11 protein-coding genes are annotated in these 14,031 nt (G+C 59.9%); all 11 read right to left on the reverse strand.

Features of this window, described 5'->3' with window-relative positions:
* Positions 1 to 116: 116 nt before the first annotated feature.
* On the reverse strand, positions 117 to 971 hold the full coding sequence (locus ACA063_RS22805; RefSeq protein WP_497663468.1) for a D-hexose-6-phosphate mutarotase: 855 nt from the start codon (positions 969 to 971) through the stop codon (positions 117 to 119).
* A 298-nt stretch (positions 972 to 1,269) separates the two neighbouring features.
* Positions 1,270 to 2,616: a carbohydrate porin gene (locus tag ACA063_RS22810; protein WP_497663469.1), complete on the reverse strand. Its 1,347-nt coding sequence runs from the start codon at positions 2,614 to 2,616 to the stop codon at positions 1,270 to 1,272.
* Positions 2,617 to 2,836: 220 nt separating this feature from the next.
* Positions 2,837 to 3,997 carry an ABC transporter ATP-binding protein gene (locus ACA063_RS22815; protein ID WP_497663470.1) on the reverse strand — a complete coding sequence of 387 codons (1,161 nt, stop codon included), beginning with the start codon at positions 3,995 to 3,997 and terminating at the stop codon, positions 2,837 to 2,839.
* 2 nt (positions 3,998 to 3,999) lie between these two features.
* A complete protein-coding gene (locus tag ACA063_RS22820) occupies positions 4,000 to 4,845 on the reverse strand; it encodes a carbohydrate ABC transporter permease (protein ID WP_497663471.1) in 846 nt (281 codons plus the stop codon).
* A complete protein-coding gene (locus ACA063_RS22825; RefSeq protein ID WP_162440213.1) occupies positions 4,838 to 5,746 on the reverse strand; it encodes a carbohydrate ABC transporter permease in 909 nt (302 codons plus the stop codon). The genes ACA063_RS22820 and ACA063_RS22825 overlap by 8 nt, the downstream gene beginning before the upstream one ends.
* 149 nt (positions 5,747 to 5,895) lie before the next feature.
* Entirely contained in the window at positions 5,896 to 7,188 is a 1,293-nt protein-coding gene (locus ACA063_RS22830) for an ABC transporter substrate-binding protein (protein ID WP_497663472.1), read from the reverse strand.
* Between the two features lie 116 nt (positions 7,189 to 7,304).
* Positions 7,305 to 8,564 (reverse strand): D-mannose isomerase, encoded by a 1,260-nt coding sequence (locus tag ACA063_RS22835; protein ID WP_497663473.1) that lies wholly within the window; start codon positions 8,562 to 8,564, stop codon positions 7,305 to 7,307.
* A gap of 271 nt (positions 8,565 to 8,835) precedes the next feature.
* Positions 8,836 to 10,305: an ATP-binding protein gene (locus ACA063_RS22840; protein WP_497663474.1), complete on the reverse strand. Its 1,470-nt coding sequence runs from the start codon at positions 10,303 to 10,305 to the stop codon at positions 8,836 to 8,838.
* Complete coding sequence (locus ACA063_RS22845) at positions 10,295 to 11,026, reverse strand: response regulator (RefSeq protein ID WP_008155851.1); 732 nt, start codon at positions 11,024 to 11,026, stop codon at positions 10,295 to 10,297. Before ACA063_RS22845 ends, ACA063_RS22840 begins: the two co-directional genes overlap by 11 nt.
* A gap of 177 nt (positions 11,027 to 11,203) precedes the next feature.
* A complete protein-coding gene (locus ACA063_RS22850; protein ID WP_497663475.1) occupies positions 11,204 to 12,163 on the reverse strand; it encodes a glucokinase in 960 nt (319 codons plus the stop codon).
* The gene (gene edd, locus ACA063_RS22855) at positions 12,160 to 13,986 is read right to left on the reverse strand and encodes a phosphogluconate dehydratase (protein WP_497663476.1); all 1,827 of its coding nucleotides are present in this window, start codon (positions 13,984 to 13,986) and stop codon (positions 12,160 to 12,162) included. The genes ACA063_RS22850 and edd overlap by 4 nt, the downstream gene beginning before the upstream one ends.
* Positions 13,987 to 14,031: the final 45 nt, after the last annotated feature.

Here is a 14,031-nt window from a genome sequence, read left to right on the forward strand (position 1 = left end):
CCTCGAAAAGATCGCAGCCTCGTTTCACTCGACAGCTCCTACACACCTCTACACGGGATAGCGTGAACCTGTAGGAGCTGTCGAGTGAAACGAGGCTGCGATCTTTTGATCTTGCTTTAGATCCCAACCCGCGCCTGCAAACTCAGATGAGCTTTCTGCCCCGGCGCCAGGCTCCGGCTTTCACCGCCACCGCTCGCGGCCTCAACGCAGACAAACTCGCAGACTTCATTCCAGCTCACCCCCAGCAACGGCCGCGTCCCGGGATGCCAGACCACCGTGTCCGCATCGTCGCCCGTGTCGATACACAATTCCCGCTGCCAGGCATGATCCTTGAGCTGCAATTCGCCGTCGTGCTGGAACACCCGCTGACAACCGCCCTCCACCCGCAATTCACCTTCCTGCTGGCAAACCTGGCGACTCAACTGATCGTAACCGTGTGCCCCGTCGAGACCAGACAGCGCTACCTCACCCACATCACCAATACGCCAGTACGCGTGCAAAGCCTGGCTCAACTGGCACGGCAGGCTGTCCTGATGTTCGGTGCTCAGACGCAGATTCATGCGCTCACCGAGGTGCGCATGCAAATCCACCTGCCAATCGCATAACTGCAGCTGCCAGTGCAGGTGCACGCCCTGTTCATCGGCGCTGCTGTCGAGCAGCTTCCAGTCAAGCAGCCGGGCCCAACCATGGGACGGCCAGGCGTTTTCGCTCGGGTGGCGGCCGTACCATGGCCAGCACACCGGGACACCGCCGCGAATCGCCCCCACGTGCGGCCACTTCGCTGCACACCAGAGCCAGGGTTTCTGCCCCTTCGGCTGGAAGTGCAACAGCTGCGCCCCCTGACGGCTGAACACCGCCTGGCACAACGGATGGTCGATCACCAACACGTCGCGCATCTGATAGCGCTCCCACGCGAACACCGGACGTTCGCGCAAGGATTTGAAGAAGCGTTGTAGCGGATGCTCATGCATGTGCCGCGGTCCTGGAAATCATGGGGTGTACTCAACAATCTAAACAGTCTTGCATACTGCTTTTGTGGCGAGGGAGTTTACTCCCGCTGGGGTGCGAAGCAGCCCCAAAACCAGCCATCGCAGTTTTTCAGGCAAACCGCGTTCACCGGGTTTACGACTGCTTCGCACCCGAGCGGGAGCAAGCTCCCTCGCCACAATTTCGTCAGACATGACATTCCCTGTCAGCCCCCAAAAAAAAGCGGACAGCCTTGGCTGTCCGCAAATATGCGCACATAGAGAGGAGCTTATCGCAACAGCGTTAGAACACCGACTGAATTTTCAGGCCGGCCACCAGCGCGTTATCCACTTCATCCACACCGCCCGGGTGAGTGATGTATTGCAGGTTCGGACGCACGGTCAACCAGTTGGTCACGTGGAAGCCGTAGTTGATCTCGTAGTTGTATTCGGTGTTACGCAGTGGTGCGAACAATGGGTCCTGATAGTCAGTGACGTTGTTGGAAGCGTTGACCAACTCGGCGTTTTTCTTCACGTCATCGTTGACGTGGATACGCGCGGCACCGATACCGACGTCATCTTTCGGACGCGCATCGAACGGGCCCTTGTACACAAACATCAGCGACTGGTAGTTGTCGACGATGTTGGTGTCCTTGTCGTGGAAAGTAGCGTTCGCGGCGATGTTCAGACCACGCGTCGCGTCACCGTTGTGGCTGGTGAGTTGTTGCTGCGCAACGAACCAGTAGCCGGACTTGCTGCTGTGGCTGCGATAAGCGTTGCCGCTGGTGGCGGCATTATTGCCATTGTCGTCTTCAAGAACGTCATCGGCCTTGGCCGTGCTCTTGTAGTAACCGACACGGTATTCGCCAGGCAGTTTGTTCGGGTTCGGCAGCCAGACCAGTTCAACCGGCAAGACGGTGCCCGCAGTGCCACTGCCGCTGAGCTTGAAGCCGTTACCGTGTTCCAGCTGCGACGGGTTCTGGTTGTACGCACCGATCTGCGCATAGAACTCAGGCGAGATGTTCCACTTCAGGCGGATCGCCGCCTGGCTGACCGGCCAGTTGTACCAGATGTTGGTGGCCCAGTTACCCACTTGGGAGCCGCAGAACGCCAGGTTCTGGAACTCGCATGGGAAGGTGTTGAAGTCTTCACCTTCGCCGAAGTAACCGGCTTTCACGTCGAGCTGGTTATCGAAGAACTGGTGCTTGATCCACAACTGGGTCAGTCGGACCATATGACCACGGCCGTAGACTTCCTGGGAGGAACTCAAGGTCCCCGCGCGCGGGTCGCCGACACGGTCATTGGAGATGTTTTCACCATTACGGTTGGTGAGCTGGATCTTGGCCTGGGTGTTGTCCCAGCCCATCAGTTTTTGCAGGTCCAGTGCCACGCCCAGGCCAAACTGGTCGGAGTATCGCGCCGTCTTGTCGTTGTTGTAGCCGCCGTGAAGGTTGCCGCCGACTTCACCGACGTAGTCCATTTTGATGTCGACGCCCTGCTCGATCAGCCGGGTCCGCTCGCCACCCCAATCACCGGTCATCCATTCGGAGTCGGCGCTAAACGCGTCAGCCGCGTGCACGCTACCGGCCAGCATCATTGCCGCAACGGCTGACAACTGGCAGACAAGCTGAGCGTTGTTGTTCTTCTTCATCCCTACATCCTCGTTTTATTGTTATTAACTGTTTTTATCTAACGCGGTTTACATAAGTCGCGCCGGGCGACAGGCCGCCCGACACAGGTTCCCTTGTAAGCGCTGGCATTTGTGGAAGCTGGCCTGCCGGCGATGCAAACGACTCGGTTTAATGTCGAACCGATTTGATGCTATCGCTGGCAGGCCAGCTCCCACACAACCGCATTCCCACCCTTGATCTTCAGCGGCCTTTGAACTGGGTCACGTTGCCCGCATGGGTTTCCGCTTTTGGCACGCCGGCCACGCCCAGCCGCTCCCCGGTCTTGGCATCGAACAGCAGCACTTTCGACGGATCGAATTGCAGGGTCAGAGTCTCGCCCACAGCCGGCGCAACATCCGGCGCCAGGCGGCAGCAGACTTTGGTGTCGTTGAGATTCACGAATACCAGCGTGTCCGGACCGGTCGGTTCGGTGACCTGTACTTCGGCGCGGATGGTCGGCAGCGCGTTCGGCTCGTTACCCGCCAGTACGATCTGCTCCGGACGCAGACCGAGGATCACTTCACGATCTTCCAGGCCAGCGTCCTGCATGCCCAACGGCAACTCGCAACGGGCCTGGCCACTGTCGAGCAGCGCCACCAGACGGCCTTCCTTGCGCTGCAAACGCAGGGGGATGAAGTTCATCGGCGGCGAACCGATGAAGCTCGCCACGAACAGGTTGGCCGGATTGTTGTAGATATCTTTCGGCGTGCCGAATTGCTGGATGATCCCGTCCTTCATCACCGCCACTTTGTCACCCAGGGTCATCGCTTCGATCTGGTCGTGGGTCACGTAGACCGTGGTGGTTTTCAGGCGCTGGTGCATCAGTTTCATTTCGGTGCGCATCTCGACGCGCAGCTTGGCGTCGAGGTTGGACAGCGGTTCATCGAACAGGTAGATCTTCGGCCGCCGCGCCAGGGCACGGCCCATCGCCACGCGCTGTTGCTGACCGCCGGAGAGTTGGCCCGGCTTGCGATTGAGCAGGTGCTCGATCTGCAGCAGCTTGGACACGCGCGCCACTTCGGCGTCGATGTCGGCGGCCGGCATTTTGCGAATCTTCAAACCGAAGGCGATGTTCTCGCGCACGCTCATGGTCGGGTACAGCGCATAGGACTGGAACACCATGGCGATGTCGCGATCTTTCGGGCTCATGCCGCTGACGTCCTGGTCATCGATCATGATTGCGCCGCCGGTGATGCTCTCGAGGCCGGCGATGCAATTCATGAGCGTCGACTTGCCGCAACCCGAAGGCCCGACCAGGATCAGGAACTCGCCGTCCTTGATCGACAGATCGATGTCCTTGAGGGTGTCCGGCAAGCCCGGGCCATAAGTCTTGTTTACATTGCGAAGTTCGAGCGTAGCCATGATTACCCCTTGACTGCGCCGGCCGTCAGCCCGCGCACGAAATACTTGCCTGCGACCACATAGACCAGCAGGGTCGGCAGCCCGGCGATCATCGCCGCCGCCATATCAACGTTGTATTCCTTGGCCCCGGTACTGGTGTTGACCAAGTTGTTCAGCGCTACCGTGATGGGTTGCGAATCACCGCTGGAGAACACCACACCGAACAGGAAGTCGTTCCAGATCTGGGTGAACTGCCAGATCAGGCAGACCATGATGATCGGCGTGGACATCGGCAGGATGATCAGGCGGAAGATGGTGAAGAAACCCGCGCCATCCAGCCGCGCCGCTTTCACCAACGCATCGGGAACGCTGACGTAGTAGTTGCGGAAAAACAGCGTGGTGAACGCCAGGCCGTAGACCACGTGCACGAACACCAGGCCGGTGGTGGTGCTGGCCAGGCCCATCTTCCCTAGTGTGAACGAGGCTGGCAGCAGGACGGTCTGGAACGGCAGGAAACAACCGAACAGCAACAGGCCGAAGAACAACTGCGAGCCACGGAAGCGCCACATCGACAACACATAGCCGTTCAACGCACCAATCGCGGTGGAGATCAGCACCGCCGGAACGGTGATCTTGATCGAGTTCCAGAAATACCCGTCGACTGTGGCCCAGGCCTTGATCCAGCCAATGCCGGTGACCACGGTCGGCCAGCTCAGCAGGTTGCCGGTATTGATGTCTTCCGGCGTCTTGAAACTGGTCAGCAGCATGACCACCAGCGGTATCAGGTACAGAAATACCGCAAGGATCAGCACCGCGTAGATCGCGATGCGACTCAGGCTGATGGAAGGTTTGGCAGCGAAACTAGTCATGACGCTTGGTCCTCAGCTCGGAGTACAGGTAAGGCACGATGATTGCGAGAATCGCACCGAGCATCAGAATCGCACTGGCCGAGCCCATGCCCATCTGCCCGCGGCTGAAGGTGAAGGAATACATGAACATCGCAGGCAAATCGGAGGAGTAACCCGGGCCGCCGGCCGTCATGGCCGCCACCAGGTCGAAGCTCTTGATCGCGATGTGAGCCAGGATCATCACGGCGCTGAAGAACACCGGACGCAGGCTCGGCAGCACTACTTTCAGGTAGATGCGCGGCATGCTCGCGCCATCGATTTGAGCGGCACGGATGATCGATTGATCAACGCCACGCAAGCCGGCGAGGAACATCGCCATGATGAAGCCCGAGGCTTGCCACACTGCGGCGATCACCAGGCAATACACCACGCGATCCGGGTCGACCAGCCAGTCCAGGCGAAAGCCTTCCCAGCCCCAGTCACGCAACAATTTGTCCAGGCCCATGCCCGGGTTGAGCAGCCACTTCCACGCGGTACCGGTGACGATCATCGAGAGCGCCATCGGGTACAGGTAAATGGTGCGAATGAAGCCTTCGCGACGAATGCGCTGGTCGAGGAACACCGCCAGCAGCACACCGATCACCAGGGTGATACCAATGAACATGCCGCCGAACACCGCCAGGTTCTTGCTTGCTACCCACCAACGGTCGTTGTCGAACAGCCGCTGGTATTGCGCCAGGCCTGCCCATTTGTAGGTTGGCAGGAAGGTCGAACTGGTGAACGAGAGAACGAACGTCCAGAGGATGTAGCCATAGAAGCCCACCAGGACGATGAACATGCTCGGCGCCAGCACCAGTTTGGGGAGCCAGCGCTGCAATGCATCGAACGGCGAGGCTTTGCTGAACACAGCAACAGAACTCATGGGAAGATCCAGTACGTAGAGAAAGGATTACTTGAGGAACGCTTCCCCTTGTAGGAGTGAGCCTGCTCGCGATGACGGTGTATCAGTCGCTCAATCGTTGACTGACAGATTGCAATCGCGAGCAGGCTCACTCCTACAGGGGCCAAGCATTACTTGGCAGCCTTGACGGCCGTGCCGAGTTGCTTGGCAGCCGTGGCCGGATCGGCTTTCGGATCGTTGATGAAGTTGGTCACGACATCAAAGAACGCACCCTGTACCGCCAGCGAGGTCGCCATGTTGTGCGCCATACTCGGTTGCAGGCCGCCGGACTTGGCGTCTGCCAGGAAATCCTTGGCGGCGGTCTGGGCGCAGGCGTCAAAACCGTACTTGCCCATGTCGTTCAACATGTCGATTCGAACCGGAATCGAACCTTTGTTGATGCTGAAGACTTTCTGGAAGTTTTCACCCAGCACGATCTTGGCAATGTCCTGCTGAGCGGCCGCAGTGCCCGCGTCTTTCTGCTTGAACACGGCCAGGGAGTCGATGTTGTAGGTGAACGCCTTGTCGGTGCCCGGGAAGGCTACGCACTCGTAGTCCTTGCCAGCGATTTTCTTGGCTGCGGTCCATTCACTCTTGGCCCAGTCACCCATGATCTGCATGCCGGCCTTGCCGTTGATGACCTTGGCCGCTTCCAGGTTCCAGTCCTGGCCCTTGCCGTCGGCGTCCATGTAGGTCGAAACTTTCTTCAGTTCGGTCAGCGCCTTGACCATTTCCGGACCGGTCAGGGTGGCGTTGTCGAGGTCGACCAGGGCTTTCTTGTAACCGTCGACACCCATGACCGAAAGCACTACCGCTTCGAACACAGTGCTGTCCTGCCAAGGCTGGCCGCCGTGGGCAAGCGCGATGAAGCCCGCAGCCTTGAGCTTGTCGCCCGCTGCGTAGAATTCTTCGAGCGTGGTAGGTGCCTTGTCGATGCCGGCTTTCTTGAAGACTTCCGGATTGATCCACAGCCAGTTGACGCGGTGAATGTTCACCGGCACGGCCACGTAGTCACCTTCGTACTTCACGGTATCGGAGACTTTCTTGTCGAGCAGGCTGTCCCACTTTTCCGATTTGGCAGCGTCTTTCAATACGTCGGTGTCGAGCAGGCCGGTGGACGCCCATTCCTGGATGTCCGGGCCTTTGATCTGCGCGACACCTGGCGGGTTACCGGCTACGGCGCGGCTTTTCAGTACGGTCATGGCAGTAGCGCCGCCACCGCCGGCGACTGCGCCGTCTTTCCAGGTGAAGCCGTCTTTTTCGACTTGGGCCTTGAGTACATCGACCGCTGCTTTTTCACCACCCGACGTCCACCAGTGAACAACTTCCACCGAACCTTTGGCATCGGCGGCAAGAGCACTGAGAGGAAGCGCAGACAGGGAGGCAAGAGAAATGAGCGTAGCGAGGCGAGAAATCGCGTTCATCTAGAAGTACCTTTCTTGTTGTTATGCATGCAAGTCTGGTGCTTGCGCTGCACGGATTTTAAACAGGAGTCATCCCCTCGCAGGTAACGAAGGGACGTGCGAATGTCACCACATGGTTACACAGGAGCGCTCTGGGATAACTGCTTCAGAGCGGTCGCCATGCTCGGCGCCAAGGGCAGGCGCGGGATCAACACCGCCTGCCAAGCGTGATACAGGTCGGGTTTACCGGCCCAGATGTCGGCACTCGGGCGGTTTTGCGGGTCGAGTTCGTGGTGCCAGCTGCCCTGTTCACGGTCGATGAAATGACTGTCACAAAAGTCCCAGAACAGCCGGTACCAGGTTTCGTATTGCGCCTCGAAGGTGCGTTTGAGCAGTGCGCTGGCCGCCGCGCTGGCTTCGCAATGCGTCCAGTGCAGTCGATGACGAACCACCGCGCGATTGTCCCAGTCGAGGGTGTAGACAATGCCCGGTGCACCGTCGACCTCCCAACCCGACAGGCAGTTTCGGTCGAAGAGCTTCTGCGCATCGGTGGCCAGCCAACCCGGTGTGAGCATACCGGCCTGAACCCGCGCAGCTTCGAGGTGCAACAATAACCGCGCCCATTCGAAACCGTGGCCCGGCGTTGTGCCGTAAGGGCGGAAACCATCGGCGCGATTGTCGTGGTTGTAATCGCGCAACGGCTGCCAGTCGCGGTCGAAATGCTCGACCACGCGGTAATCGTTGGCCGCCGCGTGACCGTGAATGACACGCTCGACGATGCGTTGGGCGCGGCACAGCCAGCGGTTGTCTTCGGTGACATCGGCCAAGGCAAGGAATGCTTCGGTGGCGTGCATGTTGCTGTTGGCACCGCGATAACGTTCTTCTTCGCCCCAGTCACGGCTGAAGGATTCGCGCATGGCGCCCTCCTCCTCGCTCCAGAAATGTTCGTCGATGATGTCGATCGCATCATCAAGCAAGGCTTGGGCGCCGGGATGCTGGGCGACGACTGCGGAACTCGCCGCCAATGCGACAAAAGCATGCAGATACGCAGCCTTGCCGGTGTTGCCATCCCGATGATGTGCGACCGCAAACCAGCCCCCGTGCTCGGCATCACGCAACGGGCCACTGAGGGCTTTTACGCCGTGATCCACCAACTCTGCATAGCCCGGCAAGCCCTGGATATGAGCCATGGCGAAACTGTGGGTCATGCGTGCGGTGTTCATGGTTTCGGCGCGGGCATCAGCCGCGAGACAGCCTTTGTCATCGAGGTTGCCAAAGCCTTCGGGGAGTCTGGACGCCTTGGCAAACGCCAGCAGACGCAAGCCTTCGGCAGCGAGCCATTGATGATGGGCAGGTGCATTCAGCCAGCTGCTGAAGGCGGGTTGGAAGCTGTGCATGGGGTGCCTTTTTTGTTGTTATGACTGGGGGCAGTCTAAACAACGGGCGGGGACGGGCTTGTAACGAAGGGGGCGAGTTATGTCACCATGTGGTGACATTACTTTCCCTAGGATGGAAAAATGATTACTCGTGGCGAGGGGATTTATCCCCGTTGGGCTGCGAAGCGGCCCCAGAAAATAGGGCCTGCTGCGCAGTCCAACGGGGATAAATCCCCTCGCCACAAAGATGCAATAACTTCAGGACGAGATGCAATAACTACAGGACCGTGTGTCAATCGACCGGACGAGGCAACTGCAACGTCACCCGCAACCCACCTTCCCGCAGGTTCTGCAAACTGACTTCCCCGCCATGGCTATGGGCAATGTTGCGCGCAATCCCCAACCCCAGCCCATAACCCTGCTGCTGTCCCGCCAACCGAAAGTGCGGTTCGAAAACCTGCTCCAGCCGCTGCTCCGGAACGCCTGGCCCCTCATCATCGACATGCAGGATAAACGCACTTTCATCGTCATCGATGTGCAAATGCGCGTTCTGCCCGTACTTCAACGCGTTGTCGATCAGGTTGCCAATGCAGCGCTTGAGCGCCAACGGTTTGCCGGGATACGCCGCCAGCGCCCGTCCATGCTGAGTGACCCGGCCATTGCCGTTGGGCGCCAGATACGGTTCGACGAGGCAATCGAGTACATGGTTGAGGTCTACCGGCTCGATGTTTTCGTGAATGTCCGTGTCTTTCACGCATTGCAGCGCGCCTTTGACCAATAGCTCCAGCTCGTCGAGATCACGGCCGAACTTGGCTTGCAGCTTCTCGTCTTCAAGCAATTCAACCCGCAGCCGCAACCGGGTAATCGGCGTGCGCAAGTCATGGGAAATCGCGCTGAACAACTGGCTGCGCTCGGTCAGGTAACGGCTGATGCGTTCACGCATGGCATTGAAGGCGCGGCCCACCTCGACCACTTCACTGCCACCGCCCTCTGCCACGGGCTCGACTTCCGCCCCCAGCGACATGTCCCGCGCCGCTCGTGCAAGACGCTTGAGCGGACGGCTCTGCCAGTGCACCAGCAGGCCAATGAACAACAGCAGAAAACCGCTGGTGAGCACGATGAACCAGACCTGTTGCGCCGGCAGGCCCTGCTCTTCAAGGCTGGTGTAGGGCTCGGGCAACAACGAGGCGATGTACAGCCACTCGCCCGGCGCCATCTGGATCTGCGTGACCAGTACCGGCGGGTTTACCGGTTCCAGGGTCAACGCGTAATGCGCCCAGGAACGCGGCAACTCATCCAGTTTCAACCCACTGTTGAAGATTCGCAGGTCTTCGGGGCTGACGAAGGTCACCGAGATATCAGTGTCGTGGCCCAGGGACTGGCGCAGCACTTCATCCACCGCTTTGAGCACGGCTTCCTTGCGCGGGGTGATCGGCAGCACTTCCATGCCCAGCGGTTTGTCGTTGAGAGTCACGACGAAGCGGGTGCCGCCCATGCTGCGCAACTGGTCGAGCACCAGTGGCCGGAACGCCACCGGCAACGAGCGAAAGTAACTGACACTGGCGGTCATCGAATGCGCGAGGCTACGAGCACTGGTGACCAGGCCTTCGAGCTGAGTGGCGCGCAATTGCGACACCCAGATCACGCTCGACAACGTTTGAGCGAACAGCACCGCCAACAGGGTCAGCAGCAACATCCGCCCGAGCAGCGAACGTGGCACCGGGACACGGGCGGCCAGTTTACGGAAGAACTCAGTGACCATTGCTGGCAACCACGTTGGCTGCCAGTTGGTAACCGCTGCCGCGCACGGTACGGATCAGTCGAGGAGGTTTTTCGGTGTCACGCAGGCGTTGCCGCAGACGGCTGACCGCCATGTCGACGATGCGATCGAGCGGCATCAGGTCGCGCCCCCGGGTGGCATTGCCGATGGTGTCGCGGTCGAGGATTTCCTGAGGGTGATCGAGGAACAGTTTCAGCAACGCGAAATCAGCGCCGGAGAGGATCACTTCTTCACCGTCGATGTGGAACAGCCGATGGCTGACCATGTCCAGCCGCCAGTCATCGAACGCCAGCACTTCACTGCCGGAGCGTTCCTGACCGAACTGCGCACGGCGCAACAATGCCTTGATGCGTGCTTGCAATTCACGGGGGCTGAAGGGTTTTCCAAGGTAGTCGTCAGCGCCCAGTTCGAGGCCGATCACGCGGTCGGCTTCGTCGGAACTGGCGGTGAGCATGATGATCGGCACCTGCGCCTGGCGCGGGTGCTGGCGAATCCAGCGGCACAGACTGAAACCGTCTTCGTCCGGGAGCATCACGTCGAGGATCACCAGATCGCTCGGGGCCTCGTTCATGGCCTGGCGAAAGCCAGCACCGTCGGGCGTGGTACGCACCTGGAACCCGGCGCGGGTCAGGTAAGTGTCCAGCAACTCGCGTATCTCTTGATCGTCATCGACCAACAAAATCGACTTGTTGACTGAGCTCACGGGGCGGCGTCCTTGTTGTTTGAATGGGGCGGATTATGCCTTAAGCACCGATTTCACAAACACCAAAAAACCAATGTAGGAGTGAGCCTGCTCGCGATAACGGTATGCCAGTCAACACAAATGTTGCCGGTAAAACCGCAATCGCGAGCAGGCTCACTCCTACATTTTGATCGCATTTCAGGCCGGAATGGATTGATCCAGCGCCACACCCGCGCCAACAAGCCCGGAATACGGCGCCGTCACCAGCCACACCGGAATGCCTTTGAAATAATCGCTCATGCACCCCTTGTCGGCGAAGCACCGGGCAAATCCGCTTTCAATGAAGAAATCGGCAAACCGTGGTATCACCCCGCCCACGATGTACACGCCGCCCCGCCCACCGGTGGTGAGGACGTTGTTGCCGGCCACGCGGCCGAGCCAGCAGCAGAACTGTTCAAGCACTTCCAGCGCAATCGGGTCGCCCGCCAACCCGGCCGCGGTGATCGCCTCCGGTGTTTCGAGCACCGCTTCATGGCCGTCCACCGCACAAATCGCCCGGTAAACACGCGGTAAACCGCTGCCGCTCAACGCCGTTTCAGCGCTGACATGCCCGATCTCATTGAAGATGTGCTGCCATAGCTGGGTTTCCCGCAGACTGCTCAAAGGCAAATCAACGTGACCGCCCTCTCCCGGCAAGGCAGCAAAACGGCCCTCTCCCAGGTCCAGCAAGGTGCCAACGCCCAGGCCGGTGCCCGGACCAATGACCACCGCAGGCCGCAATGGCTCGGGCGTCCCTTCGCACACGACTCGAAACTCTTCCGGCTGCAAACGGGTCATGCCCAGCGCCATAGCGGAGAAGTCATTCACCAGCAGTAGCTGATCCACCTGCAAAGTCTTGCAGAACCCCTCGCGGCTCAGGCGCCAGTGATTGTTGGTGAACTTGAATTCATCGCCGCTCACCGGGCCGGCGACCGACAGGCACACCGAACCGATCGAACCCGGCTTCAGCCCCAGCCCACCGAGGTAGACGCCAATGGCCTCTTCCGGACTGGAGTGGTCCGCGGTCGGCAGCACCTGGATCGATTCCAGCTGCTGGTTTTTCCACAACGCAAAACGCGCGTTGGTTCCTCCGATGTCACCGACCAAAGCCAGTTTCAATTAAGCGTCTCCAGGGCAGAAGTAAAGGCGCTGGCGCCCTGCTCCGCCGAGCTGAAGGCCATGCGCATGAAACCAAACAATTCGCGACCGCTGCCGATGTTATTGCCCAGAAGGCCCTTGGCCGGTTCGCGTTTGGCGAATTCGTCGGCGTCTACCTTAAGCTCAAGAGTGCCTTTGACGCCATCGACGCGGATGATATCGCCCTCTTGCACCCTCGCCAAAGCGCCGCCCACATAGGCTTCGGGGCTGACGTGAATAGCTGCCGGGATTTTCCCCGAGGCGCCGGACATGCGCCCATCAGTCACCAGCGCGACTTTGAAGCCTCGGTCCTGCAACACACCGAGGAACGGCGTCATCTTGTGCAGTTCCGGCATGCCATTGGAGCGCGGCCCCTGGAAGCGCATCACGGCGACAAAATCTTTCTCCAGCAAACCTGCCTTGAAAGCATCGGCCAGGTCCTGCTGATCCTGGAACACCATTGCCGGTGCTTCAACGATCTGGTTTTCCAGCGCTACGGCGGAGACTTTCATCACGCCACGTCCGAGGTTGCCTTCCATCACACGCAAGCCGCCCTCCGCCGAAAACGCACGTGCCACCGGACGCAGAATCTCTTCGTCGAGGCTGTCAGTCGGGCCTTCGCGCCAGACCAGCTCGCCGTTATCGAGGAACGGTTCCACGGTGTAGCGGCTCAGGCCGTGGCCGAGCACAGTGTTGACGTTTTCGTGCAGCAACCCGGCGTCCAGCAGCTCGCGGATCAGGAACGACATGCCGCCCGCCGCCTGGAAGTGGTTGATGTCGGCTTTGCCGTTCGGGTAAACGTGGCTCAGGGTCGGTACCACCTCGGAGAGGTCGGCCATGTCTTGCCAGGTCAGTTGAATACCCGCGGCCATGGCGATCGCCGGCATGTGCAGGGTGTGGTTGGTCGAACCGCCCGTGGCGTGCAGCGCCACGATCGAGTTGACCAGCGAACGCTCATCGACGATTTCGCCGATGGGCATGAAATCGCCATTTTGCTTGGTCAGTCGGGTGACTTGGTGGGCGGCTTCACGGGTCAGCGCATCGCGCAGCGGCGTGTTCGGGTTGACGAAAGAAGCGCCCGGCAGGTGCAGGCCCATGACTTCCATCAGCAGCTGGTTGGTGTTGGCGGTGCCGTAGAACGTGCACGTGCCAGGGCTGTGGTAGGACTTCATCTCCGATTCCAGCAGCTCTTCGCGAGTTGCCTTGCCTTCGGCGTAGCGCTGGCGCACATCCGCTTTCTGCTTGTTGGAAATGCCCGAGACCATTGGCCCGCCCGGTACGAAGATCGTCGGCAGATGACCAAAACGCAGCGCGCCCATCATCAGGCCCGGCACGATCTTGTCGCAGATGCCCAGCATCAGCGCGCCGTCGAACATGTTGTGCGACAGCGCCACGGCCGTCGACATCGCAATCACTTCACGGCTCGGCAGGCTCAGTTCCATGCCTGGCTCGCCCTGGGTCACGCCATCGCACATGGCCGGTGTGCCGCCCGCGAACTGGCCGACCGAGCCGATTTCGCGCAGGGCCCTTTTGATCTGTTCAGGGAAGACTTCGTATGGCTGATGCGCCGACAGCATGTCGTTATATGACGAAACAATTGCAATGTTTGCGGAGTTCATCATCCGCAAGCTGTTCTTGTCGTCGGTGCCGCAACCGGCGACGCCGTGGGCGAAGTTGGCGCATTGCAGCTTGCCGCGCATCGGACCGTCGCTGGCCGCACCGCGAATCAGTGCAAGGTAGGCCTCACGCGTGGCGCGGCTACGGGCGATAAGCCGTTCGGTGACCTCAAGGACGCGGGGATGCATGTGTAGAACTCCAGGCTAACGGATGTGGCGACCTGATTGTCTATG

This window comes from Pseudomonas sp. LBUM1643 (assembly GCF_059716215.1).

Coding starts and splice junctions, on each gene's coding strand:
- ACA063_RS22805 (WP_497663468.1), bottom strand. CDS start 971: ATGCATGAGCATCCGCTACAACGCTTCTTCAAATCCTTGCGCGAACGT.
- ACA063_RS22810 (WP_497663469.1), bottom strand. CDS start 2,616: ATGAAGAAGAACAACAACGCTCAGCTTGTCTGCCAGTTGTCAGCCGTT.
- ACA063_RS22815 (WP_497663470.1), bottom strand. CDS start 3,997: ATGGCTACGCTCGAACTTCGCAATGTAAACAAGACTTATGGCCCGGGC.
- ACA063_RS22820 (WP_497663471.1), bottom strand. CDS start 4,845: ATGACTAGTTTCGCTGCCAAACCTTCCATCAGCCTGAGTCGCATCGCG.
- ACA063_RS22825 (WP_162440213.1), bottom strand. CDS start 5,746: ATGAGTTCTGTTGCTGTGTTCAGCAAAGCCTCGCCGTTCGATGCATTG.
- ACA063_RS22830 (WP_497663472.1), bottom strand. CDS start 7,188: ATGAACGCGATTTCTCGCCTCGCTACGCTCATTTCTCTTGCCTCCCTG.
- ACA063_RS22835 (WP_497663473.1), bottom strand. CDS start 8,564: ATGCACAGCTTCCAACCCGCCTTCAGCAGCTGGCTGAATGCACCTGCC.
- ACA063_RS22840 (WP_497663474.1), bottom strand. CDS start 10,305: ATGGTCACTGAGTTCTTCCGTAAACTGGCCGCCCGTGTCCCGGTGCCA.
- edd (WP_497663476.1), bottom strand. CDS start 13,986: ATGCATCCCCGCGTCCTTGAGGTCACCGAACGGCTTATCGCCCGTAGC.